Origin of the sequence: Mesorhizobium sp. M2A.F.Ca.ET.043.05.1.1, from assembly GCF_003952445.1 — a bacterium.
Taxonomy (GTDB): Bacteria; Pseudomonadota; Alphaproteobacteria; order Rhizobiales; family Rhizobiaceae; genus Mesorhizobium.
Genome location: NZ_CP034446.1, coordinates 1,449,094 through 1,474,770 on the forward strand (window position 1 = coordinate 1,449,094; position 25,677 = coordinate 1,474,770).

24 protein-coding genes are annotated in these 25,677 nt (G+C 63.8%); 15 read left to right on the forward strand and 9 right to left on the reverse strand.

What is annotated here, in order from left to right; translation table 11 throughout:
- Position 1: 1 nt before the first annotated feature.
- Complete coding sequence (locus EJ069_RS06875) at positions 2-1,837, reverse strand: monovalent cation:proton antiporter-2 (CPA2) family protein (protein ID WP_126060654.1); 1,836 nt, start codon at positions 1,835-1,837, stop codon at positions 2-4.
- A 300-nt stretch (positions 1,838-2,137) separates the two neighbouring features.
- Between EJ069_RS06875 and EJ069_RS06880 the strand changes: the two genes are divergently transcribed.
- The 3 genes from EJ069_RS06880 (at position 2,138) to EJ069_RS06890 (ending at position 4,878) form a co-directional block, all read left to right on the forward strand.
- Positions 2,138-3,121: an AraC family transcriptional regulator gene (locus EJ069_RS06880; RefSeq protein ID WP_189476209.1), complete on the forward strand. Its 984-nt coding sequence runs from the start codon at positions 2,138-2,140 to the stop codon at positions 3,119-3,121.
- A 61-nt stretch (positions 3,122-3,182) separates the two neighbouring features.
- Complete coding sequence (locus EJ069_RS06885) at positions 3,183-4,391, forward strand: MFS transporter (protein ID WP_126060656.1); 1,209 nt, start codon at positions 3,183-3,185, stop codon at positions 4,389-4,391.
- A 124-nt stretch (positions 4,392-4,515) separates the two neighbouring features.
- Positions 4,516-4,878, forward strand: a complete 363-nt coding sequence (locus EJ069_RS06890; protein WP_245456449.1) for a hypothetical protein — start codon at positions 4,516-4,518, stop codon at positions 4,876-4,878.
- A 77-nt stretch (positions 4,879-4,955) separates the two neighbouring features.
- Here EJ069_RS06890 and EJ069_RS06895 read toward each other — a convergent pair whose 3' ends face one another.
- The 4 genes from EJ069_RS06895 to EJ069_RS06910 form a co-directional block, all read right to left on the reverse strand.
- Positions 4,956-5,510, reverse strand: a complete 555-nt coding sequence (locus tag EJ069_RS06895; protein WP_126060657.1) for a hypothetical protein — start codon at positions 5,508-5,510, stop codon at positions 4,956-4,958.
- Positions 5,511-5,609: 99 nt separating this feature from the next.
- Positions 5,610-6,692 (reverse strand): TIGR01620 family protein, encoded by a 1,083-nt coding sequence (locus tag EJ069_RS06900; RefSeq protein WP_126060658.1) that lies wholly within the window; start codon positions 6,690-6,692, stop codon positions 5,610-5,612.
- Positions 6,689-8,161 (reverse strand): YcjX family protein, encoded by a 1,473-nt coding sequence (locus tag EJ069_RS06905; protein ID WP_126060659.1) that lies wholly within the window; start codon positions 8,159-8,161, stop codon positions 6,689-6,691. Before EJ069_RS06905 ends, EJ069_RS06900 begins: the two co-directional genes overlap by 4 nt.
- A 62-nt stretch (positions 8,162-8,223) precedes the next feature.
- Positions 8,224-8,727, reverse strand: a complete 504-nt coding sequence (locus tag EJ069_RS06910; RefSeq protein WP_126060660.1) for a histidine phosphatase family protein — start codon at positions 8,725-8,727, stop codon at positions 8,224-8,226.
- A gap of 248 nt (positions 8,728-8,975) precedes the next feature.
- Between EJ069_RS06910 and dksA the strand changes: the two genes are divergently transcribed.
- Positions 8,976-9,392, forward strand: coding sequence for an RNA polymerase-binding protein DksA (dksA, locus tag EJ069_RS06915; protein WP_040972254.1), 417 nt, complete (start codon positions 8,976-8,978; stop codon positions 9,390-9,392).
- 210 nt (positions 9,393-9,602) lie between these two features.
- Here the strand turns inward: dksA and EJ069_RS06920 are convergent, their stop codons facing one another.
- Entirely contained in the window at positions 9,603-10,307 is a 705-nt protein-coding gene (locus EJ069_RS06920) for a flagellar biosynthetic protein FliO (protein ID WP_126060661.1), read from the reverse strand.
- Positions 10,308-10,515: 208 nt separating this feature from the next.
- Between EJ069_RS06920 and EJ069_RS06925 the strand changes: the two genes are divergently transcribed.
- Both EJ069_RS06925 and EJ069_RS06930 read left to right on the forward strand, forming a co-directional pair.
- The gene (locus tag EJ069_RS06925) at positions 10,516-13,101 is read left to right on the forward strand and encodes an ATP-binding protein (RefSeq protein ID WP_126060662.1); all 2,586 of its coding nucleotides are present in this window, start codon (positions 10,516-10,518) and stop codon (positions 13,099-13,101) included.
- 160 nt (positions 13,102-13,261) lie between these two features.
- On the forward strand, positions 13,262-13,969 hold the full coding sequence (locus tag EJ069_RS06930; RefSeq protein ID WP_126060663.1) for a DeoD-type purine-nucleoside phosphorylase: 708 nt from the start codon (positions 13,262-13,264) through the stop codon (positions 13,967-13,969).
- On the opposite strand, the gene EJ069_RS06935 is transcribed toward EJ069_RS06930, so the two are convergent.
- Positions 13,966-14,271, reverse strand: coding sequence for a ribbon-helix-helix domain-containing protein (locus EJ069_RS06935; protein WP_126060664.1), 306 nt, complete (start codon positions 14,269-14,271; stop codon positions 13,966-13,968). The genes EJ069_RS06930 and EJ069_RS06935 overlap by 4 nt on opposite strands.
- 254 nt (positions 14,272-14,525) lie before the next feature.
- Between EJ069_RS06935 and EJ069_RS06940 the strand changes: the two genes are divergently transcribed.
- The 3 genes from EJ069_RS06940 to EJ069_RS06950 all read left to right on the forward strand — a co-directional run bounded on the left by EJ069_RS06940 (position 14,526) and on the right by EJ069_RS06950 (position 17,149).
- Entirely contained in the window at positions 14,526-14,921 is a 396-nt protein-coding gene (locus EJ069_RS06940) for a VOC family protein (RefSeq protein WP_042642790.1), read from the forward strand.
- A gap of 77 nt (positions 14,922-14,998) precedes the next feature.
- The gene (locus tag EJ069_RS06945) at positions 14,999-15,529 is read left to right on the forward strand and encodes a gluconate 2-dehydrogenase subunit 3 family protein (protein ID WP_126060665.1); all 531 of its coding nucleotides are present in this window, start codon (positions 14,999-15,001) and stop codon (positions 15,527-15,529) included.
- A 48-nt stretch (positions 15,530-15,577) separates the two neighbouring features.
- Positions 15,578-17,149, forward strand: a complete 1,572-nt coding sequence (locus tag EJ069_RS06950) for a GMC family oxidoreductase (protein ID WP_126060666.1) — start codon at positions 15,578-15,580, stop codon at positions 17,147-17,149.
- Between the two features lie 164 nt (positions 17,150-17,313).
- Here the strand turns inward: EJ069_RS06950 and EJ069_RS06955 are convergent, their stop codons facing one another.
- Positions 17,314-17,703: a hypothetical protein gene (locus EJ069_RS06955; RefSeq protein WP_126060667.1), complete on the reverse strand. Its 390-nt coding sequence runs from the start codon at positions 17,701-17,703 to the stop codon at positions 17,314-17,316.
- A gap of 304 nt (positions 17,704-18,007) precedes the next feature.
- Between EJ069_RS06955 and urtA the strand changes: the two genes are divergently transcribed.
- The 6 genes from urtA (at position 18,008) to EJ069_RS06985 (ending at position 24,376) form a co-directional block, all read left to right on the forward strand.
- Positions 18,008-19,318, forward strand: a complete 1,311-nt coding sequence (urtA, locus tag EJ069_RS06960; protein WP_126060668.1) for an urea ABC transporter substrate-binding protein — start codon at positions 18,008-18,010, stop codon at positions 19,316-19,318.
- A 106-nt stretch (positions 19,319-19,424) separates the two neighbouring features.
- The gene (gene urtB / locus EJ069_RS06965) at positions 19,425-21,041 is read left to right on the forward strand and encodes an urea ABC transporter permease subunit UrtB (RefSeq protein WP_126060669.1); all 1,617 of its coding nucleotides are present in this window, start codon (positions 19,425-19,427) and stop codon (positions 21,039-21,041) included.
- Positions 21,038-22,261: an urea ABC transporter permease subunit UrtC gene (gene urtC, locus EJ069_RS06970; protein ID WP_126060670.1), complete on the forward strand. Its 1,224-nt coding sequence runs from the start codon at positions 21,038-21,040 to the stop codon at positions 22,259-22,261. Before urtB ends, urtC begins: the two co-directional genes overlap by 4 nt.
- 6 nt (positions 22,262-22,267) lie before the next feature.
- Positions 22,268-23,014, forward strand: coding sequence for an urea ABC transporter ATP-binding protein UrtD (gene urtD / locus EJ069_RS06975; protein WP_126060671.1), 747 nt, complete (start codon positions 22,268-22,270; stop codon positions 23,012-23,014).
- Between the two features lie 70 nt (positions 23,015-23,084).
- Positions 23,085-23,780, forward strand: a complete 696-nt coding sequence (gene urtE / locus EJ069_RS06980; protein WP_126060672.1) for an urea ABC transporter ATP-binding subunit UrtE — start codon at positions 23,085-23,087, stop codon at positions 23,778-23,780.
- A 419-nt stretch (positions 23,781-24,199) separates the two neighbouring features.
- Positions 24,200-24,376: a hypothetical protein gene (locus EJ069_RS06985; RefSeq protein WP_126060673.1), complete on the forward strand. Its 177-nt coding sequence runs from the start codon at positions 24,200-24,202 to the stop codon at positions 24,374-24,376.
- Between the two features lie 24 nt (positions 24,377-24,400).
- Here EJ069_RS06985 and EJ069_RS06990 read toward each other — a convergent pair whose 3' ends face one another.
- On the reverse strand, positions 24,401-25,546 hold the full coding sequence (locus tag EJ069_RS06990) for a GGDEF domain-containing protein (protein ID WP_126060674.1): 1,146 nt from the start codon (positions 25,544-25,546) through the stop codon (positions 24,401-24,403).
- Between the last annotated feature and the right edge of the window lie 131 nt (positions 25,547-25,677).

A 25,677-nucleotide genomic window follows, 5' to 3' on the forward strand; every position in this document is an offset into this window, starting at 1 on the left:
CTCAGTTGTTGGTCTCTGCCTCGTTCAGCACGACGGCTGTTTCCTGGTTCAGCGCGCGGCCGGCCCGGCGCGGTTGCGTGAGCGGCGTCGGGATCGGCGTGCCGATGTTGCCCTTGAGGAAACGCTGGCCGGCGCGGATGCCCTCGGCAAGCTGCGTTTCGAAGCGAGCGGTATCGCGACGGCGCACGTCCTCGATGACCTCGGCAACCTCCTCCGGATCGACGCCCAATGCCTCCAGCGCCGAGCCGCCGAAGACCAGCGCTGATTCGAAGGTTTCGCGCAATTGGTAGTCGACGCCGGCACGAATGAGCTGCAGCGCCGTGCCGCGGTCGTAGGCGCGCGCCAGGATGGTGACCAGCGGGAATTCGGCCTTGATCAGCTGCGCGATGCGCACGGCGGCGTCCGGCTTGTCGACGCAGATCAGCACCGCGCGGGCCCTCCCGGCACCGGCCGCATGCAGGATATCGAGCCTTGTGCCGTCGCCATAATAGACCTTGAAGCCGAAATTGGCCGCCGCCTGGATCATCTCCACCTCGTTGTCGATGATCGAGACGTCCAGCCCCCGCAATAGCAGCGGCTGGCTTGCGATCTGGCCGAAGCGGCCGAAACCGATGATCAGCGCGCTGCCGGTGAGGCCCTCGGCGATGTCCACGCCGTCGAGCGACTGCTCGTCGCGCGGGGTGAGGTAGCGCAGCGCCAGGATCGCGAGCGGCGTCAGCACCATCGAGATGATGACGATGGCGGTGAGCGTTGCGTTGGCCTGGCCGTCGATGATGCCGACCGCGGCGGCAGACGAATAAAGCACGAAGGCGAACTCGCCGCCCTGCGCCATGAAGACGGCGCGTTCTAGCGCCTCGCGGTGGCCGCTCTTCAGGATGCGCGCGACGATGTAGATGCCGAGCGCCTTCATGACCATGTAGGCGACGACATAGATGGCGACGAGCCGCCAGTTATGGGCAACGACGCCGAGGTCGAGCGACATGCCGACTGCGAGGAAGAACAGGCCGAGCAGGATGCCGCGGAACGGCTCGATATCGGCTTCGAGCTGGTGTCGGAATGTCGATTCCGACAAGAGCACGCCGGCGAGGAAGGCGCCCATCGCCATCGACAGGCCGGAGAGCTGCATGGCGAGAGCCGATCCCAGCACCACCAGGAGGGCCGCGGCGGTCATGACCTCGCGGGCACGCGCGTCCGCCAGGACGCGGAAGAGCGGATTGAGCAGGTAACGGCCGGCCACGACCAGTCCGACGATCGCGGCAATGCCGATGCCGACTTCGCTCAGCCGCTCCGAAATACTGGTTTCGGCGCCGCCCGGCGCGAGGAAGGCGACCAGCGCCAGCAGCGGCACGATCATCAAATCTTCGAGCAGCAGGATGGAGACGATGCGCTGGCCTTTCGGCGTGGCGATCTCCCCGCGCTCTTCCAGCAGCTGCATGACGATCGCCGTCGAGGTCAGCACGAAGCCGGCCCCGGCAACGAAGGACTGCGCGATGGGAAAGCCTCCGGCCAGTCCGACGAGGGTGAGCAGGACCGCGCAGACGCCGACCTGGAGGGCACCCAATCCAAAGATCTCGCGACGCAGGCCCCAGAGCCGCGATGGCTGCATTTCCAGCCCGATGATGAACAGGAACATGACGACGCCGAGCTCGGCGACGTGGAGGATCGATCCCGATTCGGAAAAGACGCGCAGGCCGAACGGGCCGATGACCACGCCTGCGGCAAGGTAGCCGAGGATCGAGCCCAGCCCCATGCGCTTGAAGATCGGCACGGCGATGACGCCGGCCGCGAGCAACGCCACCACCTGCACCAGATCGCTGCTCGACGTTTCAGCTGCCATGGCTGTCATCCTGTTGCTCAAAAGCGCGTTCGCCTGGAAAAGAATCAGGTGGACGCGCTTCAGGTCTTTGCTTGATGCATGTCGTTGTCCCAGAACCGCTGCACACTTCTGGGCGACATGCATTTGCTGGATGCATGTCGTTATCCCAGAACCGCTGCGCACTTCTGGGCGACATGCATTGGAAGCACTCCTTGCATGCACCGGGAGGGAGAGGCAAGGGCGGGAGACTGACTGGAAGGGTAGGCGCCGTGGGCGGGACCTTCGCTTGCCTGTCGGACGTTCGGCATCTATAATGGCAAAATGTCTGACTATTCGTCCCGCCCGCTTCCGCATGTCCCGATGGATGCGCTCAGCGAAGTCCTGCAGGACTTTCGCTTGAGTGGCGTGAACTATGGCCGCTGCGAGCTGCGACATCCATGGAGCATCGCCTTTCCGCAACAGAGGCTGCTTCGCTTTCACTTTGTCGGCCAGGGTCCGTGCTGGATCTATACTGAAGCGGAAGGCTGGCAGGAGTTGCGCGATGGCGACCTGGTCCTGCTGCCGCAAGGCATAGCCCATCGGCTGGCCAGCGCGCCGGACGTTGTCGGCGACTCCCTCGAGAGCTGCCAGGTGACCAAGTTGGGCAGCAATGTCTGCGAGGTGGTGCGGGAAGGGACGGGCGCGACAAGCACTCTTTTCTGCGGCTCCATGGCCTTGGGCGTCTGTGCGCTCGATCCATTGATCACGTTGATGCCGCCCGTCATCAAAGGCTGCGACGTGGCCGGCAATGACCCGGTCATGCGTCCTTTGCTGGCGGCTATGACAGCCGAGGCCGCGCAACCGCAGATGGGCAGCGCCACGATTCTGTCGCGCATGGCGGACTTGCTGACAGCCCGGCTCATCCGCTGCTGGGTCAATTGCACGGGAGCCGCGACCACCGGTTGGCTTGCCGCTATCCGCGACCCCCATATCGGACGTGCGCTGGCAGCCATGCACCGAAACCCCGGCCATAACTGGACCTTGGAAAGCCTTGCCGGCCTGGCAGGCCAATCGCGCTCGATTTTCGCCGAGCGCTTCAGCACCGTATTAGGGGAGGGCGCTGCCCACTATCTCGCCCGTCTGCGTATGCAGCTTGCCCGCGAGTTGCTGGGGCAAAACGGCTTGTCGGTTGCCGAGGTCGCTACCCGTTTGGGCTATGACAGCGAAGCGTCCTTCGCGCGCGCGTTCAAACGCATCACCAATGTCTCGCCTGGCGTTGTGCGTCGCACAATTTCCGGACGATCGGATATGAATTTCGGATTTTAGGATACATATCATCCGAAAGGACTCGTCTATTGAAGGCCTCCATTCCTTGGAGATCCTTCCGGTGACAGACACAACATTACAGCTTGAAGACGAGGCATTGGACCTCGATACCGCCGCGCCGACCACGTGGAACGCAGCCACCTGGTTCTCGGTCATTTCATTGGCGGCCACCAGCTTTGCCCTGGTGTCAGCCGAATTCCTGCCGGCAGGTCTGCTGACGCCAATGGCGCGCGATCTCGGCATCAGCGAAGGAACGGCCGGACAGGTGGTTACCGCCACCGCTTCGGTCGGCGCCGTGACGGCCATGTTGAGCAATGTTCTCATCGGCCGATTGAACCGCAAGACGGTGCTGGTTGGCCTCAGCGCCTTGGCGGTCGGCTCCAACCTCCTTGCGGCGCTGGCGCCCAATTTCTGGTTGCTGCTGTTGGGCCGGGCAGGGCTAGGAATTGCTCTCAGCGCCTTTTGGGCACTCTCGGTTGCCGTCGTGGCCCGGCTGGTTGGCGCCAATGCCACAGGTCGAGGCATGGGCATCGTCACCCTCGGCGTCTCGCTTGCCACCATTGCCGCACCATCGGCGGGTGCGTTGATCAGCGACTGGATGGGATGGCGCAGCGCCATGGCCTTGACGGCGGGGCTGGCTGTGATTGCCATGCTGCTGCAGTTGCTTAGCCTGCCGACCCTCGCTGCCACGGCCAGCAATAGTCTTGCGGATGTATTTCGGCTGACACGGCGTCGTGGCGTTCAGCTCGGCATGCTGGCCATCCTTTTGCTGATGACGGGGCATTTTGCCGGCTCGGTCTATGTGCGCCCCTTCCTCGAACAGGTGACGCAGCTTGCAACAGGGCCAATTGCCCTGGCCCTGCTCGGATTTGGCGTCGCCGCCGTGATCGGCAACGTTGCCGGAGGCCGCATGGCCGACGCCGATATCCGCTTGGCCCTCGTGGTCACCGCCGCGTTGATGGCGATTGCGGCGTTGGCATTGGTGCTTTGGGGTGTGCACATTGGCGTGGCCTTCGGATTCGTCACGCTGTGGGGCTTGGCCTTCGGCATGGGGCCCGTCGTGCTGCCAACCAATCTGTCGCGCGCGGCGCCTGATGCGCTGGAAGCGGCCGGTAGCCTGATGGTCGTCTCTTTCCAGATTGCCATCACCACCGGCGCGGTTGTCGGCGGCTATGTCGTGGACACCTATGGCGCCTCGGGACCTTTGACCCTTACCGTCGTCCTTGCCGCATCGACAGTCGTGCTGGCGCTGTCGCAGCCTCGCGGGTGAACTTGTTCCGGTAGAGCACCTCACCGTTTCACGAAAACGGTGAGGTGCTCAATGTATTGGGCGGCCTGAACCTGGAACGCCGCGATATTGCAGCCTGGTTACACAAGTTTATGCGGCCCGGTCGTTGCGTGCCGCCACAATCAGCGGTTATGGCACGTTCGGCTTCGGCCATGGGAGGCGGCTGCGATGGGCGGCCGCCTTTTTTGAGGAGATAATTGACATGAAGAAGTTTTTGCTCGTCGCCGTAGGTGTTGCGGCGTTGGCTGCCTCGGCTTGCTCCAAGGGGCCGGAATGCACGCAGGAAATAGCCGCCAAGAAGGCGCAGGACATGGCTGCCGCACTTCAGGCGGCGATCACCAAGGATCCAAGCAAGGCCGCCGACCTGACCGCAAAGGCTCAGGCCGTGACCGCCAAGTACCAGGGCGCGACGACCCTCGACGAGGCTTGCAAGGCTTATGACGAATTGACTGCCACCTTCAAGGGTTGAGCGCAGCCGTCGAGTAACGCGAAGGCGGTGGCCAGGCGGCCGCCGCCTTTTTGTTTCGCTAAGGTCGGCGCCTCTGGTCAGTTCTTGGCGATAGCGCCGACTTCGACCGAATCGACCCGCTTCAGGCTCATGCCGATCACTGGCACCAGCTGTTTGTCGACACGCACCGCCACCGTCACGGTCATCGAATTGTCGTCGGGCACGCGGGCCTGCATGACGCCGTTCAACTGGTTGCGGTTGATGGTGAAGACGACCTTCTGAGCGTCGACGACGTTGCCGCCGACAATATCCATGCCGTTGCCGGTCGAGCCGCCCATGAAGGCGCCCCTGTAGCCGTCGCGACCCTTGCGCTCGACGGTCGCGGACATCTTCTGCGTGAAGACGCCGACCCGGCAGTTGCCGTCCAGCGTCATGCCGACCTTGCCGTCAGGCGTCGAGCCATTGAAATCGCAGATGAATTTGGTGCCCTTGTACTTGCCGGCGATGATCTCGCCAGGGCCTACCCATCGGCCCTCGACGGAACGGAAGAACTGCTTGTCCGGCTCGGCGCCAAAGGCTTTTTCGACCAATCCGAGCGGCGCGGCAATGGCAACGGTCGCAGGCAGCACGCAGGACAGGATTACGCTTCTCATGGACGACACCCGGCATGACAGAGTCTATTCTTGGGACCTGATCGACCATGGCGAAGATTGGTTAATGCTTCGTCACTGGAGGTGGCTTTCGCGTTTACTCTATTGCTCCGCCTGACCGTCTTTTTTGGCCGCGAACGAGGTCAGCGCCGAGAGGAAATCGCCGACGCCTGGTCGCTTCACGGCAATGAATGGCAATGGGCGGGCGGTCTCCATCGCCGCGATGCCGATGCGCGCCGTCATCATGCCGTTGACGACCCCTTCGCCGAGCTTTGCCGAGAGTTTTGCGGCAAGCCCGTGACCGACGATCTGCTGCACGAAACTGTCGCCCACAGCGATCGAGCCGGTCACCGCCAGATGGGCGAGCACGCCGCGCGCCAGCCGGAAGAAGCCGAGCGTGCCTGGGCGGCCGCCATAAAGCTCGGATAGCCGCCGGATCAGGCGGCCCGCCTCGAACACGACATAGGCGATGTCGACCAGCGCGCGCGGGCTGACCGCCGTGATCAGGGAGACGCGCTTGGCGGCCTCAAGGATCATGATTTTGGCGCGGGCATCGAGAGGCGACAGGATCTCTGTTTCGGCCAGTCGCACCAGATTGGCACCGTCGATGATCTCGCCGCGCAATTCGGCGAGCGAACGCCTGCCGGCGGCGGTCTCGGGTTTTGCCGCGACGAAGGCCGAGAGCTCATCAACGAGAGCGCGCGCGGCCTTGGGATCGTCGCGCGCCACGGCATCCAGGGCCTGCTTCTGCATCTTCTCGACTTCGGCAAGGCGAGCAATGGCAAGGAATTCGCGGATAAGGATGACGAGCAGCGACAGCAGCGCGATTCCCGCCATGCCGGCCGCCAGCCAGCCCAGCCATTCGGCGCGCGCAAAGAGGTCGCGGATCAGCTGGTCCGCCCACAGGCCGACCGCCAGCGAGACGAGCACACCGAGGGCGCCGAAGAACAGCCGCGCCAGCAGCGAACGCTTTCGCGGCGCTGTCGCCGGCGGCGGGGCCGCGGCCTCGATGTCCGGCTCGTCGAAAACGTCGACCTCCGAGGGGATCACGACCGCCACGTCGGCCCGCGCGGCCCGCGGCCTGCGCGCCGGCTGCTCCGCGGCGGCGCGGCTCTGGGTGACTTGCGACTTCGGCTCGGTCTCAGGCTCGATGCGGAAGGCCGCCGGTTTGCGGGGCGCGGTCATGCCAGATGATCTCCGATCAGGAACTGCAGCGTGCGGTCGAGCCGGATATGCGGCAAGGACAGCGTGACGCCTTCGGCTGTACGCTCGAGCTTCGGCGGGCGGAACCGCACGAAGCGGATCGCCGGCTCGGCGTTGTCAGGCGATAATCCGGACCTGTCGAACACCGCATCCACCTTTTCCGGCAAATCGCCCGGGAATATGGCGGTTTCGGTCTTTCCGTCGAACGTCTCGCCGTTGATCGTCTCGCCTTTCAGCGGCGTACCGATGATGACCGGCAGCGTCTCGCGATCTTGCTTCACCGACCCTTCGCGGGTCGAGCGGACCGCGGCCATGGCGACGACATCGACGGCGGCGCCGCTGAAGTTCGCCCGCGCCACGGCGCGGTCGGTCAGCCGGCGTACGATCGCCTGCAGCCGGTCGTGGCTTTCGTGGTGCAGATGGTCTGCCTTGGTCGCGGCGACCAGGATGCGGTCGATGCGACGCGAGAAGAAATCGGTGAGGAAATTGCCGCGTCCGGGCCGAAAGCAGGACAGGATCTCGGTGACGGCGCGTTCCAGATCCGCCATGGCGGCCGGACCGGCATTGAGCGCCTGCATGGCGTCGATCAGCACGATCTGCCGGTCCAGGCGGGTGATGTGCTCGCGAAAGAACGGTTTGACGACATGCGTTTTGTAGGCCTCGTAGCGGCGCTCCATCATCGCCTGCAGCGATCCGGAGCGCGGCCGGCCCTGGGACAGCGTCATCAACGGCGCGAAGGTGAGCGCCGGCGAGCCTTCGAGGTCGCCCGGCATCAGGAAGCGGCCGGGCGGCAGCGTCGACAGGGCGCGTTCGTCGAGCTTGCAGGCCTTGAGATAGGCGGCAAAGCTCTCGGCCAAGCGCCGCGCCGTCATCTCGTCGGCGTCGGCATCGGGGCTGACGGTGGAAGCCAGTTCGCGCCAGGCTTGAGACAGGTCGGAGCGGACGGGCAGGGTAGCCAACTCGACCGCCTCGCGCGAAAAGTCGGCGAAGGATTTGCCGAGCAGCGGCAGGTCGAGCAGCCATTCGCCGGGATAGTCGACGATGTCGATCGACAGTTTCCCGGCTGAGAACAACCGGTTCCAGCCGGAAGCCGACTCATATTCGATGGTGAGCCGCAGTTCCGAGATGGCGCGCGTGGAGTCCGGCCAGACGCGGTCGTTCACCAAGGCCGCGACGTGATCCTCGTACTGGAAACGCGGAACGGCATCGTCCGGCTGCTCTTCGAGGAAGGCGCGGGCGATGCGGCCGGATTTTTGCGCTTCGAAGAGCGGCAGGCGTCCGCCATGGATGAGGTTGTGGACAAGGGCTGAGATGAACACCGTCTTGCCGGCGCGGGATAGGCCGGTGACGCCAAGACGCAATGAGGGGGAGAAGAGCCCGGCGGTCCGGCCCGACAGCGTGTCGAGCGCAATCCTTGCCTCGTCGGTGAAAGTGGTCAGCGATGATGCCAAATCAGGCCTCTGGTTGCGCGTCCGCGCCCGATATAGGCGCTGGACCTGGCGTTTGAAATGGCTCAGAGGTCGGCGGGCGTGAGAAAGGCTTCGAGGTAGCCGCTGCCCTGCGCCGCCTCGGCAAGATTGCCGGGAAAGCGCACCACGGCGAGGCCCGAGGTCGGAAAACCGTGCTTCATCATGCCGCGCGCCGCCTCGTCGCCGTCGCCCGACACCGCCATGGCCAGATCCTCGGTCATGGGATTGTGGCCGATCACCAGAAGCTGGTCGGCGCCGGCATTCTTGCGGATGATGTCGAGATAGCCGGCCGCATCCTCGCTGTAGAGCGTGTCGAAGAACAGGACCCGGCCGGTGTCGGTGCGCCCCGCCAGGCCTTCCAGCGTCTGCCGCGCCCGTTTGGCATTGGAGCAAAGCGTGACATCCGGCACGTAGTTGCGGGCCCGCATGGCCTCTCCCATCGCTTCGGCGTCGGCCATGCCCGATGCATCGAGCGGGCGGTCGAAATCGCGCACGCCGGGCAGCGCCCAGCCAGCCTTGGCATGCCGCAACAGATAAAGTCTGCTCAACCGTCCCCCCATGGCGCTGCCTGACAGGCAAAGCGCGATTAGTCACCAGAACCGCGTCATGCACAATGGCCGGCGCGAGCACCTGCAACGAATCATATGCGAATTCGTTTTATGCCGTTGAAACAACGTCGTTGCCGGAGCTGCCGATGCGAGACTAACAATTGCGTGAAACTGTCGTCGATACCGCTTGTGCAGGCTCTTGTCCCCGAATATATAGGCGCCAAATTTGGGGTTGTTGGGTGAGTCGAATGAACGACATCGTTACCGCCGATTACGTACCCTCCGAAGACGAGCCGTTCATGAACGAACGGCAAAAATCGTACTTCCGCCAAAAGCTTATCACCTGGAAGAACGACATTCTGCGCGAAGCGCGCGAAACCCTAGAAATCCTGCAGCAGGAAAACGCCAACCACCCGGATCTTGCCGACCGCGCCTCCTCGGAAACAGACCGCGCCATCGAATTGCGCGCCCGCGATCGCCAGCGCAAGCTCATCTCGAAAATCGACTCCGCGCTCCAGCGCATCGACGAAGGCACCTACGGCTATTGCGAGGAAACCGGGGAGCCGATCGCGCTGAAGCGGCTCGACGCGCGTCCGATCGCGACGTTGTCGATCGAAGCGCAGGAACGCCACGAGCGCCGCGAGAAGGTTTATCGCGACGACTGACGCGAGCTGAAAGCAAAAACGTCAAAAATGGCCGGTTTTCCGGCCATTTTTGTTTTCAGCTCCTGAGCTGTGGAGAGTTCGCGCGTTCCGGCAAGCTGCCGCTAAAGCGCGTCGCGTTCCTTTCAGATTCGCTTCATGCGCTTTAGGTTTTGATTTTACGCATGTCTTTATCCCGAAACCGGTTCCCACTTTCGGGAGACATGCTTTAGGTCAGCGCTTGTGGTTGCCCAGTTCGCCAAGCAGCTTGGCCATCTCATCATCGAGCGAGGGCTTGGGTGCGGGTTTGCTTGGCGCTGCCGGCTGGGAGTGCGTCTCGTCGAGAGAGGTCTCGAGCTCGTGCATCAATGTGTCGTCGATGGAATCGTTTGAGGGCGGCGGCGTGTATCTGGCGCTGCCGTTGGTCGTTCCGTAGCTCGGCAGGGGCGTGACCTTGGCGGTCGGCTGGCTCGGCGCCGCCGGCGCGCGCGGGCGTGCGGCGGCAGCTGGCTGGGCGGCAGGCGGCGGTTGCCTGACGGGGCCAGGGGCGGGCGGAGGTGCCGGCTGCGGCGCGCGCGTGCGCGCGGCGGCGGTTGCCTGCTGCTGGCCGCTGTCCCCGGTCAGCGCCGGCCGGCGCGGCGCCGCCAGCCTGATATCGCGCTCGACCACGACATCGGTCGGCCCGCCGATCAGGATCAGATGCTCGATGTCGTCACGGCGCACCAGCACCAGCCTGCGATGGCTGTCGACGGCGGTCGCGTCCATGACCGCGAGGCGCGTCTTGCGGTTCCTGCCGCCGGCCACGAAAGTGCCGAAGGTAAGATTGCGCACCACCTTGATGACGAGCAGGATGACGACGAGCAAAATGAGTGCTGCAAACGTCCACAGGATTGCGGCGACATAACCCGGACCCGCCACGCTATCCAGCCACTGCAGCATCGGTGCACCCAATCGCCTCTTGAGGTCAGGCGACACTAGACCGCGGTGGCGGCCCGCCGCAAGTTCACATCACCCATCGTGAACAGTTTGAAACATGAATCATTGATTTTATCGGACATTTGCCGCCGGGGCCTTTTCCGCTACAGGAGAATGTGATTCAACCGGCCGTCCGCGCCCGTCGGACACCGGAATCACGAGCAGGGGGAACATGGCCAAGGAAGCGCGCGGCGATTTCTATCCGGTACCGATCGTCGACCAGAACACGCGTCCGGGCGCCGTCACCAGGCTCATCGTCTTCATCGTCGTCTTGACCGGCGCCGCGATCGTCTTCGGACTTTTCCGCGAGCGGCTCGGCGATCCATTCCTGCTCGGCATGCTCGGCGTGCTCGCCATGATCGGCGTCGGCTTCCTGTTCGCGACCGCGATTGGCTTCGTGCAGATCGCGCCGCGGTCGACTGGCGACGAATTGTCGAAAGCCTTTGTCGACTCGATGTCGCAGGGGCTGCTGGTGACCGACACCAAGGGCCGCGTCGTCTACGCCAATCGCGCCTATGCCGACATGACGGGCGCCGCCTCGGCGGCCGATCTCAAGACCGTCGAAGGTCTCTTGTCTGATGTTCCCGAGGCCTCGATGACGATCTACAGGCTGGCGTCGGGCCTGCGCGACGGCCAGGCGGGCGACGGCGAGTTCCGGCTGGCGCAGTCGATCAAGCCCGGCGCCGAGCCCGGCGCGCGCTGGTACCGGGCCCGCGCCCGCGCCTTCAGCATGCCCGGGCAAAGGCTGCCGATGCTGGCCTGGCAGCTTGCCGACATCTCGCAGGAACGGGCGGAGCAGGAGCGTTTCTTCCTCGACCTGCAAAAGGCCATCGACCATCTCGACCATGCGCCGGCCGGGTTCTTCTCGGCCGACCAGGAAGGCCGCGTCACCTATATCAACGCCACGCTCGCCGAGTGGCTGGGCATCGACCTTGCCTCCTTCACGCCGGGCGCCATCACGCTGCCTGAAATCATCGCCGGCGACGGCATGGCGCTGGTCCGCTCGGTCAAGGCCGATCCCGGCACGACCCGCAATGCCGTCATCGACCTTGACCTCACCACCATGAGCGGCCAGGCGCTGCCGGTGCGCTTCATGCACCGGGTTTCGGCAAGCCGCGAGGGCGTGAACGGCCCGACCCGCACCATCGTGCTCAACCGTACCCAGGGCGAGGACGCTTCGGCGGAACTCAGGGCTTCCGAGGTCCGCTTCACCCGTTTCTTCAACTCGACTCCCATGGCTATCGCGGGCGTCGACGCGAGCGGGCGCATCCTGCGCACCAACGCGCCATTCCTGCAGCTGTTTTCATCCGTGGTCGACCGGGACGCCGTCGACCGGCGGGTGAGGTTCGAGACCATCGTCCACGAACGCGACCGTCCGGCCTTCGCCGCCGCCCTCGAGAGGGCCAGGCAGCGGCAGGCCAATATCGAGCCGATCGACTCCGTGCTGCCCGGCAATGAGGAGCGCCACATCCGCTTCTACGTCAACGCCGTCGCCGACAGCGCGGGCGGCGAGGGCGCCGAGGAATCGGCCATCGTCTATGCGGTCGAGACCACCGAGCAGAAGGCGCTCGAGGGCCAGATGGCGCAGAGTCAGAAGATGCAGGCGGTCGGTCAGCTTGCCGGCGGTATCGCGCACGACTTCAACAACGTGCTCACCGCCATCATCATGGCGTCCGACCTTCTGTTGACCAACCACCGGCCGTCGGACCCGTCCTTTCCCGACATCATGAACATCAAGCAGAACGCCAATCGGGCGGCTTCGCTCGTGCGGCAATTGCTGGCCTTCTCGCGCAAGCAGACGCTGCGGCCGGAAGTGCTCAACCTGACCGATGTCCTGGCCGATCTCCGGATGCTGCTTGCCCGCCTTGTCGGCAACGACATCAAGCTGAAGATCGACCACGGGCGCGACCTGTGGCCGGTCAAGGTCGACATCGGCCAATTCGAGCAGGTGGTGGTCAACCTCGCCGTCAACGCGCGCGACGCCATGCCGAGCGGCGGTGATCTTACCGTGCGCACCCGCAACGTCACGGCGGAAGAGTGCAAATCCTTCGCCTATCGCGAATTAACGCCGGCCGACTATGTGCTCGTCGATGTCGAGGACACCGGCAGCGGCATCGCGCCCGACGTTCTGAAGAAGATCTTCGAGCCGTTCTTCACGACCAAGGAAGTGGGCAAGGGCACGGGCCTCGGCCTGTCGATGGTCTACGGCATCATCAAGCAGACCGGCGGCTTCATCTTCTGCGAGTCCGAGGTCGGCAAGGGCACGGTGTTCCGCATCTTCCTGCCGCGCCACATCGCCGAGGTGAAGAAGCAGGCCGAGCCCGGCGAAGCGCCGGCAGCCATGGCGGCGGCCCCGGCCAAGCCGTCCGACACGGCCAAGGACCTGTCCGGCTCGGCCACCGTGCTTCTGGTCGAGGACGAGGACGCCGTGCGCATGGGCGGTGTGCGGGCGCTGACGTCGCGCGGCTACACCGTGCATGAGGCGTCGTCCGGCGTCGAGGCGCTGGAAGTGTTCGAGGCGCTCGGCGGCAAGGTCGATATCGTCGTGTCCGACGTGGTGATGCCGGAGATGGACGGGCCGACATTGCTCGGCGAGTTGCGCAAGCGTCAGCCGGACATCAAGTTCGTGTTCGTTTCGGGTTATGCCGAGGACGCCTTTGCCAAGAACCTGCCGGCCGACGCCCATTTCGGCTTCCTGCCGAAGCCGTTCTCGCTCAAGCAATTGGCGACGATCGTCAAGGACGTGCTGGAATCCTAGAGCGCCGACGCAATTGCGGACGGACGACCCAAGGCGAAGGCGGTGGTGCCTGACCGGCCTTACAGCTCGCTGGAATTGCTTCCAAATGAGCTATCGCTTGCACATTGCGACGGCCCTGCCATGATGGTCGCCGGATGGGTCTATCAGAGGGTAGCAGCGCGTGACGCCGCATATCGAGGCGGACAGGGGCGATTATGCCGAAACGGTGCTGTTGCCGGGCGATCCCGAGCGCGCTCAATGGATGGCGGAGACCTTTCTCGAGGCGCCTCGCTGCGTCAACCGCCGAAGGGGCGCGCTGGGCTTCACCGGTCGCTTCCGCGGCAAGCCGGTCAGCATCCAGGCGACCGGTATCGGCGTTTCATCCTTCCTGATCTACGCCCATGAATTGCTCGACTATCATGGCGCGAAGACGCTGATACGCACCGGCACCAGTGGCGGCTTGTCGGACGATGTGCCCTTGCGCGGGCTCGTCATCTCCAGCGAAGTGCGGGCAGAGAGTGCAGTTAGCGGACAGGTGTTCGGGCTGTACCACCCGGCGGGACCGGATCCGGCGCTGCATGCGTTGGCGCTGCGACGCGCGGCTGATCTCGGCATCGCCTGCAGCGCCGGGCTGACAATCTGTAGCGACGTGTTCCACCATCCCGACGGCCGCGCGCGGTTCGACGAGCCGAGGGCGCTTGGGGCGCTGGCGGTCGATATGGAGACCAGCGCGCTCTACCGGATTGCCGCACAGTTCGGCGCCCGCGCCTTGTCGCTGCTCACCGTGGTCGATCACATCGCCACCGGCGAGCTGACGGACTATGCGGAGCGTCAGGCCCTCTTCACCGACATGAGCCGGCTGGCGCTCGAAGTCGCGGCAGCGGCTTAGGCGGCTTCCCGCTTCAACGCAGCCTGTTCCTCGGCATTGGGCCGGTGGCCGCGCAGATAGAGCGCGCAGGTCGTGCGCAGCATGGAGGCGAAGTTCGGGATCTGGCCGTTGATCTCGATCGCCTCGTCATAGAGCTTCGAGATGAATTTCGGTGTCGTCAGTCCCTGGCTGTCGGCGATCTCGTCAAGCAGATCCCAGAACGTCGCCTCGAGCTGGATGCTGGTCGAATGACCGTCGATGCGAATCGACCGGTTGATCTGCCGGTAGCCTTCCGGGTTTTGTCCGGCGAAGACTCTGCACATCAGTACCTCCCGTTTTTGTTTGTCTTGGGCGCCGATTGAGCGAGCCGGCGCCTTTTTGAACACTGCCTGCGTTTGTCATCTTCGATCCAATGGCCGGCAACGGCAATCAGACTTTCGTCCTTAGGCGCGCCCATCCTCGCCCGCGCCGGGAGACTACCCATTTCCAAGCCGCATGCGTGGTAATCGGCTGCCACCACCTTTTTTCGCCAGCACGCATAATCGGCTTCGAAATCAAGAAAGCTGCGGAGTCCGATTTGGCGAAGGCGATCCATTCCATGATCAGGGTTCTCGACGAGGCACGGTCCGTCGATTTCTACAACAAGGCCTTCGGCCTCGAGGTGGCGCAGCGGCTCGATTTCGAGACCTTCACACTGATTTATCTCAGCAATGCGGACTCGCCCTTCGAGGTGGAGCTGACCGTGAACAAGGGGCGCACCGAACCCTATGCGCTGGGCGACGGCTACGGCCATCTCGCCGTGTCGGTCGCCGATCTCGATAGCGAGCATGACCGGATCGGCGCGCTCGGGTTCAATCCGAGGAAGATCGTCGAGTTCAATCACGACGGGGTGCGGATTGCCCGCTTCTTCTTCATCGAGGATCCCGACGGCTACAAGATCGAGGTCCTGCAGCGAGGAGGGCGCTTCCAATAGGGGACATTCCGCCGCGGAGAGGCGCGGCGCCAGCAACGGCGCCCTCAGGGGCGCGAACAGCAAGCAGGGAGGAAATCATGGTTACAGTTTATGAGAAGAAAGCCGGGCTTTCGCGGCGAGAGCTTCTCAAGCGCGGCGGCGCCGGCGCGCTGCTCATCATCTCCGGCAGCGCCGTCATCAGCCCCGAACACGCTTGGGGTCTCGAAACCTCGGCGCTGAAGCCCGAGACGATGGCGACGCTGATCCAGGTGGCGCGCGACATCTATCCGCACGACCAGGTGCCGGACAAATACTACGCCATTGCCGTCAAGGGCCATGACGAGACGGCGGCCAAGGACCCGGCCCACAAGGAACTGATCGAGAAGGGCATCGCCGAGCTCGACAAGAAGGCCGGCAAGGGCGGTTATCGCGGGATCGGCTGGGAAGAGCAGCGGGTCGCGCTGCTCGCCGGCATCGAGAAGACGCCCTTCTTCCAGGCGGTGCGCGGCGGCCTCGTCGTCAGCCTCTACAATCAGAAGGAGCTGTGGCCGATCTTTGGCTATGAGGGCGAGTCCTATTCCAAGGGCGGCTACATCGCGCGCGGCTTCAACGACATCGAGTGGCTGTAGGCCGCTCTGTCCTGAACCGCATTTCGACGGATTTCATGGGAGGAAACCATGGCAGCATCATTTGATCTCAAGAACGATGGCGTGGTCGTCATCATCGGCTCCGGCGCCGGCGGCGGTACGCTCGGCAACGAGCTGGCGCAGAAAGGCATCGACGTCGTCATCCTCGAGGCGGGCGCACGCCACGAATATGAGGATTTCATCAACGACGAGTGGGATTCCTTTGCCCAGCTCGCCTGGAAGGACAAGCGCACCACCTCGGGCGACTGGCGCGTGGCCAAGGATTTCCCGAACCTGCCGGCCTGGATCGTGAAATCGGTCGGTGGTTCGACCACGCACTGGGCGGGCGCCTCGCTGCGCTTCCAGGAGCATGAATTCAAGGCGGCCACGACCTACGGAAAGGTCAAGGGCGCGAACCTCCTCGACTGGCCGGTAACGCTGGCCGAGATGGAGCCCTATTACGCCAAGGCCGAAGCCAAGATGGGCGTCACCGGCACCAACAATTGGCCGCGGCTGCCGGGCAACAACAATTTCAAGGTGCTCAAGGCCGGCGCCGACAAGCTCGGCTACAAGGAATGCCACACCGGCAACATGGCGATCAATTCGGTGCAGCGCGACGACCGCAATTCCTGCCAGCAGACCGGCTTCTGCTTCCAGGGCTGCAAATGGGGCGCCAAATGGTCGACGCTCTACACCGAAATCCCGAAGGGCGAAGCGACCGGGCATCTGGAGGTGCGGCCGAACTCGATGGTGATCAAGATCAACCATGACGCTTCCGGCAAGGTGACCGGCGTCGTTTATGCCGACAAGGACGGCAAGCTGCAGGAGCAGAAGGCCCGCATCGTCGCCGTCGCCGGCAATTCGATCGAGAGCCCGCGCCTGCTGCTCAATTCGGAATCGAGCAAGTTCCCGCACGGGCTCGCCAACTCGTCGGGGCAGGTGGGCAAGAACTACATGCGCCACACCACCGGCTCGGTCTACGCGATTTTCGACAAGCCGGTGCACATGTATCGCGGCACCACCATGGCCGGCATCATCCGCGACGAGGCGCGCCACGATCCGTCGCGCGGCTTCGTCGGCGGCTACGAGATGGAGACATTGTCGCTTGGGCTGCCGTTCATGGCGGCCTTCCTCAATCCCGGCGGCTGGGGACGTTCCTTCACCACGGCGCTCGACCACTACGATCATATGGCGGGCCTGTGGATCGTCGGCGAGGACATGCCGCGCGAGGAGAACCGCATCACGCTGCACAAGGACGAAAAGGACGAGCACGGCATGCCGATCGCCGACGTCCATTTCGACGATCACCCCAACGACACGGCGATGCGCGACCATGCCTACAAGCAAGGCCAGGCGCTCTATGCCGCTGTCGGGGCGACGCGAACCTTCCCGACGCCGCCTTACCCTTCGACCCACAATCTCGGCACCAACCGGATGAGCGAGAAACCCGAGGACGGCGTCGTCAACAAGCACGGCCAGTCGCACGACATCAAGAACCTGTTCGTCTCCGACGGCAGCCAGTTCACCAGCGGCGCGGCGGAGAACCCGACGCTGACCATCGTGACACTGGCGATCCGCCAGGCCGACTACATCGCGGCGCAGATGTCGGCCAAAACTATCTGAAGCGATTCGGCGTTACCGCCGACCCGCTCCAGCTATTTTTTGTCTGACGCAATTCCGGACGGAAAACCGCTAAGCACTTTTCCTGGAATTGCGTTCATCCTCCCGACTGCCTGCTGGCGCGGGACCCGAAAGGGTTCCGCGCTTTTTTTGTGTGAAGCCGGCGGCTATCTTCTGGTGCAGGTCGAGGCGGTGAAGGCGCCGTCCTGCTGCTTCATGATGATGTCGAAGGAGGGGCCGCTCGGGTCGTCGAGCGTCGCCTGGGTCATCGAGATCGAGTTGCCGCCGCTGGTGTAGCCGCCGAGCGGGCCAAGCCAGGTGATCTCGCCATTGGGGTTCATCTGGTAGTCGTAGGCTTGCGGCGCGGCGCCGAAGGTCACCGGGCCGCTATAGAGGTTGCCCTTGATGGTGATCACGCCGAGATCGAGGAACAGGCCGAGCAGGTAGACCTCGCAGTGATAGGCGCCGTCGGGCAGCTTGCCGTCGGTGAAATCGGCTTGCGCGCTGCCGGCGGCGGACAGCAGAAGCAGGAAGCTCAGGATCGTTCGCAGGGTCATGACGTCGCTCGTTTGCGCGGCGACCTTGCCCCATTTCGCCATGGCCCTGCAACAGGGCCGATCAGCCAGTCTTTGCCTGCATGATGAATTTTAAGGCAGTTTTACCATTTGGGCAAAATCTAGGCAGCACTGCGTAAACTTTTCTCAACTTGGTCGGGGGCGGCAGATCGAAAAGTTTCCCGGCTACTGGGTAACCGGCTGTAATCGCATCGTTATCCCGCAATTCCGTTGCGCGCATTCCCGTCTGGCACGTCGCTTGCACAGTCTATGATGCGGTGCAAACACAAGCTTGGGAGCGTGTCATATGAGGGGTAACTTCGCGAAAATAACAAAGATCCTGTCGGCGGGCGTCGTCGCGGCTGGCCTGCTGGCGTCGGCTTCCGCCAAAGCGGCGGAAGACACGATCAAGGTCGGTATTCTCCATTCGCTGTCGGGGACCATGGCGATTTCGGAGACGACGCTGAAAGACGTCATGCTGATGCTGATCGACGAGCAGAACGCCAAGGGCGGCCTGCTCGGCAAGAAACTGGAAGCCGTGGTCGTCGACCCGGCGTCCAACTGGCCGCTGTTCGCGGAGAAGGCGCGCGAGCTGATCTCGAAGGACAAGGTCGCGGCGGTGTTCGGCTGCTGGACCTCGGTGTCGCGCAAGTCGGTGCTGCCGGTGTTCTCGGAGCTCGACAACATCCTGTTCTATCCCGTCCAGTATGAGGGCGAGGAGAGCGAGCGCAACGTCTTCTACACCGGCGCTGCGCCGAACCAGCAGGCCATTCCGGCCGTCGACTACCTGATGAGCGCCGATGGCGGTTCCGTGAAGCGCTGGGTGCTCGAGGGCACCGACTACGTCTATCCGCGCACCACCAACAAGATCCTCGAAGCTTATCTCAAGTCGAAGGGCGTGCCGGCCGAGGACATCATGGTCAACTACACGCCGTTCGGCTTCTCCGACTGGCAGACCGAGGTCTCGGCGATCAAGAAGTTCGGCTCGGCCGGCAAGAAGACCGCGGTGGTCTCGACCGTCAACGGCGATGCCAACGTGCCGTTCTACAAGGAACTCGGCAACCAGGGCATCAAGGCCGAGGACATCCCGGTCATGGCCTTCTCCGTTGGCGAGGAAGAGCTCGCCGGTCTCGACACCAAGCCGCTGGTCGGCCATCTCGCCGCCTGGAACTATTTCGAGAGCGTCAACACGCCCGAGAACAAGAAGTTCATCGCCGACTGGCACAAGTTCATCAAGAACAACAAGCGCACCACCAACGACCCGATGGAAGCTCATTATATCGGCTTCAACATGTGGGTGAAGGCGGTCCAGAAGGCCGGCACCACCGATCCGGACAAGGTCATCGACGCCATGGTCGGCGTTTCGGTGCCGAACCTGACCGGCGGCTATTCGGCGATGATGCCGAACCACCACATCACGAAGCCGGTGCTGATCGGTGAAATCCAGGCCAATGGCCAGTTCCAGACGGTCTCTAAGACGCCCGGCCTGGTGATGGGCGACGAATGGTCCGACTACCTGCCCGATTCCAAGGACCTGATTTCCGATTGGCGCGCGCCGCTCAGCTGCGGCAACTTCAATGTCAAAACCGGCAAGTGCGGCGGCAAGGGCACGAACTGATCCTCCCGGGCTGGACCATCAGGTCCGAGCCCAAGACTGCGTGCGTCCGGACGGTTTCCTCCACCGTCCGGACGCCCATTAAACCCTCAAGGGCCGCCAAATACCGATGAAGATTTTCCGTGCGATTGGCCTCACGCTTTTGTTCCTGCTGACGACGCTGTCGTCCTCGGGCGCTGCGGAAGCCGATCTGCGTGCCATCATCGCCAAATTCGCGACAGCTGCGGACTTTTCCGAGACTGGAGTTATCGTTCGCGAGTTGACAGCCACAGGCGATCCGGCTGTCGAACGGCCGCTTGCTGCATTGGCGGAAGGCAATCTTTACATTCGCGCCGCCGACTCGATGGTGTTTGTCGGCAAGGAAGGCAGCGACAGCATCCAGCTTTTCGACCCGCTGAGCGGCGAGGCAGCGGGCGAGGCTTCCGCAGATGACTTAACCCAGATCGGCGTCAACAACACCTTGCGTCGCACCATCCGCGATGCATTGGGCACGCTGACGCTTGGTTCCAAGGATCCGACTGTCCGCATCGCCGCCGCCGACACCATGTTCAAGACACCTGATGCTGCGAACATCGAGCCGCTCGACGCGGCGATCGCCAGTGAAACCGTGGCGAGCGTCAAGGCTTTGCTGGAGCAGGCGCGTGGCGCTTCCATACTGGTTTCGGACAAGCCCGATACGGACAAGCTCGCCGCAATTGCCTTGATCGGCGCCCGCGGCGACCGCGACGCGCTCTCGCTCCTCACCTCCGTCGAGGCCAACGCCTCCGGAGCGGTCAAGGAAGCGGCGACGGCCGCAATCGCGAGTATCAATTCGACGCTGGCATTTTGGGATGCGGGGCAGAACATCTGGTACGGCATCTCGCTCGGATCGGTGCTGCTGCTCGCGGCAATCGGCCTCGCCATTACTTTCGGCGTCATGGGCGTCATCAACATGGCGCATGGCGAGATGGTCATGCTCGGCGCCTATACCACATTCGTCGTCCAGCAGGTGATCCGCACCTCGTTTCCCGGCCTGTTCGACTGGTCGCTGGTGATCGCGCTGCCGCTCGCCTTCCTGGTCGCGGCGCTTGTCGGGCTCGCGATCGAGCGCGGCATCATCCGCTTCCTCTATGGCCGTCCGCTGGAGACGCTGCTGGCCACCTGGGGCGTTTCGCTGATCCTGCAGCAGGCGGTGCGGACCATTTTCGGGCCGACCAACCAGGAGGTGGGCAACCCATCCTGGATGTCGGGTTCGTTCGACATCGGCCAGCTCGCGATTACCTGGAACCGGCTGTGGATCCTGGTGTTCGCGCTAGCGGTGTTCGGCGTCCTGCTCTACGTCATGAAGCGCACGCCCTGGGGGCTGCAGATGCGCGCCGTGACCGCCAACCGGCGCATGGCGGCCTCCATGGGCATCAAGACGCCCTGGGTCGACGCGCTGACCTTCGCGCTGGGCTCAGGCATTGCGGGCATCGCCGGCGTGGCGCTCAGCCAGATCGACAACGTGTCGCCCAATCTCGGCCGCGGCTACATCATCGACAGCTTCATGGTCGTGGTGTTCGGCGGCGTCGGCAATCTGTGGGGCACGCTGGTCGGCGCCTTCTCGCTCGGCATCGTCAACAAGTTCCTCGAGCCCTATGCCGGCGCGGTGCTCGGCAAGATCGTCGTCCTGGTGCTGATCATCCTGTTCATCCAGAAGCGCCCGCGCGGCCTGTTCGCGTTGAAGGGCAGGGCGGTGGAAGCATGATCGCGCAGCGCTTCTTTTCCGCCGACCACCGCATTGCCATTACGGTCGTCGCGCTGCTCGCGGCAGCCATCATCGTGCCGCTGCTCAACCTCGCGGTGTCGCCGCAAAGCGCTTTCTACATCCCGCCCTACATCGTGGCGCTGGTCGGCAAATATCTCTGCTACGCACTGCTGGCGCTCGCGCTCGATCTCGTCTGGGGCTATTGCGGCATCCTTTCGCTCGGCCACGGCGCCTTCTTCGCGCTCGGCGGCTATGCGATGGGCATGTATCTGATGCGCCAGATCGGTTCGCGCGGCGTCTACGGCAATCCGATCCTGCCCGACTTCATGGTGTTCCTGAACTACAAGGAGCTGCCCTGGTTCTGGTACGGCTTCGACCATTTCTGGTTCGCGGCGCTGATGGTGCTGGCCGTGCCCGGCCTGCTTGCCTTCGTGTTCGGCTGGTTCGCCTTCCGCAGCCGCGTCACCGGCGTGTATCTGTCGATCATCACCCAGGCGATGACCTATGCGCTGCTGCTCGCCTTCTTCCGCAACGACATGGGGTTCGGCGGCAACAACGGCCTGACCGATTTCAAGGACATTCTCGGCTTTAGCGTGCAGGCGGACGCGACACGCTCGGCGCTGTTTGCGGCGAGCGCCGTCACGCTCGCGCTTGCCGTCTTCGTGACCGCGGCCATCGTGCGTTCCAAATACGGCAAGCTGCTGATGGCCGTGCGCGACGCCGAGAGCCGCACCCGCTTCCTTGGCTGGCGGGCGGAGAACGTCAAGCTCTTCGCCTTCACCGTCTCGGCAATCATGGCCGGCATCGCCGGCGCGCTCTACGTGCCGCAGGTCGGCATCATCAATCCCGGCGAATTCGATCCGGCGAATTCGATCGAGGTGGTGATCTGGACCGCCGTCGGCGGGCGCGGCACCATCGTCGGCCCGATCATCGGCGCGCTGCTCGTCAATGCCGGCAAATCCTGGTTCACCGGCGTGCTGCCGGAATTCTGGCTGTTCGCGCTGGGCGGGCTGTTCGTCGCCGTCACGCTGCTGCTGCCCAAGGGCATCGTGGGCATGTGGGACGGCTGGCGCGGCAGGGCCAAGGCGCTGCGCGCGGCCTCGCTTGCCGCGGAAGCCGGCGCCGATCCAGAGATGCCGCAGCCGAAGATCGTTCGCTCCGCGGCACAGACGCCGGGCGCCTGGTCGACCACCGGGTCCGAGCCGCAGCCGGCGGAGTGAGCGAACATGAACAAGTCGAACACCATCCTTTATCTCGACGGCGTCTCGGTTTCCTTCGACGGCTTCCGCGCCATCAACAATTTGTCGCTGGTGCTCGACAGGGGCGAGATGCGGGCGATCATCGGGCCCAACGGCGCCGGCAAGACGACGATGATGGACATCGTCACCGGCAAGACGCGGCCGGACGAGGGCGAAGTCTTCTTCGACGGCCAGGTCGATCTCACCCGCCATGACGAGGCCGAAATCGCCATGATGGGCATCGGCCGCAAATTCCAGAAGCCGACCGTCTTCGAGAGCCACAGCGTCGAGGACAATCTGATGCTGGCGCTGAAGGGACCGCGTTCGATATTTCCGGCGCTGTTCCATCGCCGTTCCGCCGCCGAGGCGCGGCGCATCGACGACATACTCGGCATCATCCGTCTCGGCGACAAGCGCGACGAGCTCGCAGCCAATCTCAGCCACGGCCAGAAGCAGTGGCTGGAAATCGGCATGCTGTTGGCGCAGGATCCGAAGCTGCTGCTCGTCGACGAGCCGGTCGCCGGCATGACCGATGCCGAAACCGAGGAGACCGCGCGCCTGCTCAAGGACATCGCGCGCGACCACTCGGTGGTGGTCGTCGAGCATGACATGCATTTCGTGCGCGAGCTCGGCGTCAAGGTCACCTGCCTGCACGAGGGCTCGGTGCTCTCGGAAGGCACGCTTGATTTCGTCTCGGCGGACGAGCGCGTCGTCGAAGTCTATCTGGGGCGCTGAGCATGGTCTGGCGGGTTCCGTTCTACCGTTTCGATTTCGCTTTCCTGAAGCGCTGGAGAAGGGGCTGAGCATGCTCGAAGTCTCCAATGCCACGCTTCACTATGGCGCCGCCCAGGCGCTGCGCGGCGTTTCGCTGAAGGCGGGCTCCGGCAAGATCACTTGCGTGCTCGGCCGCAATGGCGTCGGCAAGACCAGTTTGATGAGATCGATCGTCGGCCACCACCGGCTGACGAGCGGAAGCGTTGCCTTCGAGGGGAAGGCGCTCGACCGGAGCGCGGCGTATGACCGCGCCCGGTCGGGCATCGCATTCGTGCCGCAGGGCAGGGAGGTTTTTCCGCTGCTGACGGTGCGCGAGAACCTGGAATCCGGTTTCGCGCCGCTGCGGCGTGCGGACCGCAACATCCCGGCGCATGTCTTCGAGCTGTTTCCGGTGCTGAAGCAGATGCTTGGCCGCCGCGGCGGCGATCTCTCCGGCGGGCAGCAGCAGCAGCTCGCCATCGGACGAGCGCTGGTGATGCGGCCGAAGCTCCTGGTGCTCGACGAGCCGACCGAAGGCATCCAGCCCTCGATCATCAAGGATATCGGCCGCGCCATCCGCTATCTGCGCGACCAGGCGGGGATCGCGGTGCTTCTGGTCGAGCAATATTTAGACTTCTGTCGCGAGCTAGCCGACGAGGTCAACATCATGGATCGCGGCCAGATCGTGCATACGGGTCCGGCGGAAGACCTCGACCGGGCGGACGTGCGGAAGTTCCTCACGGTGTAACTCGCGTCGTCGTCATCCTTGGGCGAAGCAAGGAGCGAAGCGACGCGGCGCAGATCCAAGGGTCCATTCCGTGAAATTGGCCGAAGAGTGCTGCGCTACAGAATAGGTTCTTTGCGCAGCGCCATTCCAAATTCTGCACCATCAGTAACGCTTCCAAGTAACGGCATGGATCCTCGGGTCTTCGCTCCGCTTCGCGTCGCTGCGCCCAAGGATGACGAAGTGTTCGACGGCTCTGGCGCGCTCAATACTCCATGCTAGTCTTTCTTGGCCTTGGTGAGTCGGCCGCTTTCCGTGCCAGTCGCGAATGAGGGGGAAGGCGCGGACACTGCCCGCAAGGTCCACGCAAGCGAGCCCGCTTAGGTTTCCCCGCAGTGATTGTCGGTCAATGCGTCCAAAAAGACTTTTGCCAGGGGATGGCGATGGAACGTTTTGTCGAAGACTATCAGAAGCGGCGCCTCACGGAGCGCGTCGATATCATGACCGCGATCAACATCCTGATGTCGCAAGGCTATGACGAGGATGATCTGCTGGGCGAAATGACCAAGGTTTTTTATGTCGACCTTGACGCCTTCAACGACGTGATTGCTCACCACTGAGAGTGAGCAGGAGGCCCGAAAAGGTCATCCGGCGAGGCGGAAGTCCAGGACGCGATTGCGGCCGGCGCGCTTGGCGGCGTAGAGCGCCTTGTCGGCGGCGCTGAGCACTTTGTCGAAGCTCATGCCGTCCGTGCTGCCGAAGGCGAAGCCGGCGCTGACCGTGCAGCGCAACGGGCCGGTTTCGGTCTCAATCGTGCGTGCGGCGAACGCGGCCCTGACACGCTCGGCCGTTGCTCCAGCCACCTCGGGCAAAATGCGCCTCAACACCATGGCAAACTCCTCGCCGCCCATGCGCGCGACGGAGTCGTTCGGGCGCAGACCGTCGCAAAGCACTTCGGCAAAGGCCCTCAGCACTTCGTCGCCGGCGGCATGGCCGAACTGGTCGTTGATCGCCTTGAAGCCGTCGAGGTCGAACACGACCACAGCGGTGAAGGCGCTGACCGGCGTCTTGCCATGCAGGTCGAACAGAGCGCGGCGGTTGAGCAGGCCGGTCAAGGCATCGGTTTGCGCCTCGCGCTGATGGTGGCGGGCGAGCCGACCCTGGTTGAGCGCCAGCGACAACGCGCCGATACCGGTCATGGAGGCGATCACGATGACGAGGCTCAGATCCTCCGCCCAGTTGCTCGGCGCGTGACCGAGAACCAGTTTGCCATCCCACGCCAGCACGGCCGCGCACAGCACGAAGGATGCCGCGGTCAGTGAATAGAGCAGCGACACGCCGATGAGATGGACGGGCGCCTCCGCGCGGCCCCGCCAATATTCATACGCCGTGCCGAACAGGAGCAGCGCGGCCAGGGCATTCTCCAGCATGAAGCCCAGGCCGTCATAGCCGAGCGCCATGGGAGGCAGCGCCAGGGCACAGGAAATGCCGACGCCGAGCGCGATAAGCGGCAGGGGCGAGCGCCTGGTCCTGAACTGATGGGCAGCACCTAGCATGACCGAGAAGCCCAGCAGCAGCACCGCGAGCGTCAGCACGCCAAGGGCGGTTCCTGGCGCCTTGATATAGGCGTCGTAGGCAAAGACTTCGCACACCACGACCAGCACGCTGACTGCCCAGGTCAAAAGGAACTTGTCGGAACGGGCGGCCATCCAGGTTCCGAACAGGGTGAGGCTGAGGCAAGCGGCGGAGAAGCCGACGGCCAGAAGCAGTGAGTTGTAGTCGAGCAGCATGCGCGTCCTTGCCGGCGCCAGGCTTCTGCAACCTGACGTAGGTCCATAATGGAGCAAGGAAGTATCGATTACGTTACGATCGCCGCGAAGATGCTAGGATTCCTGCGTTATAGGACCACTACCGACAATAG

Coding starts and splice junctions, on each gene's coding strand:
- EJ069_RS06875 (WP_126060654.1), bottom strand. CDS start 1,837: ATGGCAGCTGAAACGTCGAGCAGCGATCTGGTGCAGGTGGTGGCGTTG.
- EJ069_RS06880 (WP_189476209.1), top strand. CDS start 2,138: ATGTCTGACTATTCGTCCCGCCCGCTTCCGCATGTCCCGATGGATGCG.
- EJ069_RS06895 (WP_126060657.1), bottom strand. CDS start 5,510: ATGAGAAGCGTAATCCTGTCCTGCGTGCTGCCTGCGACCGTTGCCATT.
- EJ069_RS06900 (WP_126060658.1), bottom strand. CDS start 6,692: ATGACCGCGCCCCGCAAACCGGCGGCCTTCCGCATCGAGCCTGAGACC.
- dksA (WP_040972254.1), top strand. CDS start 8,976: ATGAACGACATCGTTACCGCCGATTACGTACCCTCCGAAGACGAGCCG.
- EJ069_RS06920 (WP_126060661.1), bottom strand. CDS start 10,307: ATGCTGCAGTGGCTGGATAGCGTGGCGGGTCCGGGTTATGTCGCCGCA.
- EJ069_RS06925 (WP_126060662.1), top strand. CDS start 10,516: ATGGCCAAGGAAGCGCGCGGCGATTTCTATCCGGTACCGATCGTCGAC.
- EJ069_RS06935 (WP_126060664.1), bottom strand. CDS start 14,271: ATGTGCAGAGTCTTCGCCGGACAAAACCCGGAAGGCTACCGGCAGATC.
- EJ069_RS06945 (WP_126060665.1), top strand. CDS start 14,999: ATGGTTACAGTTTATGAGAAGAAAGCCGGGCTTTCGCGGCGAGAGCTT.
- EJ069_RS06950 (WP_126060666.1), top strand. CDS start 15,578: ATGGCAGCATCATTTGATCTCAAGAACGATGGCGTGGTCGTCATCATC.
- EJ069_RS06955 (WP_126060667.1), bottom strand. CDS start 17,703: ATGACCCTGCGAACGATCCTGAGCTTCCTGCTTCTGCTGTCCGCCGCC.
- urtA (WP_126060668.1), top strand. CDS start 18,008: ATGAGGGGTAACTTCGCGAAAATAACAAAGATCCTGTCGGCGGGCGTC.
- urtB (WP_126060669.1), top strand. CDS start 19,425: ATGAAGATTTTCCGTGCGATTGGCCTCACGCTTTTGTTCCTGCTGACG.
- urtC (WP_126060670.1), top strand. CDS start 21,038: ATGATCGCGCAGCGCTTCTTTTCCGCCGACCACCGCATTGCCATTACG.
- urtD (WP_126060671.1), top strand. CDS start 22,268: ATGAACAAGTCGAACACCATCCTTTATCTCGACGGCGTCTCGGTTTCC.
- urtE (WP_126060672.1), top strand. CDS start 23,085: ATGCTCGAAGTCTCCAATGCCACGCTTCACTATGGCGCCGCCCAGGCG.
- EJ069_RS06985 (WP_126060673.1), top strand. CDS start 24,200: ATGGAACGTTTTGTCGAAGACTATCAGAAGCGGCGCCTCACGGAGCGC.
- EJ069_RS06990 (WP_126060674.1), bottom strand. CDS start 25,546: ATGCTGCTCGACTACAACTCACTGCTTCTGGCCGTCGGCTTCTCCGCC.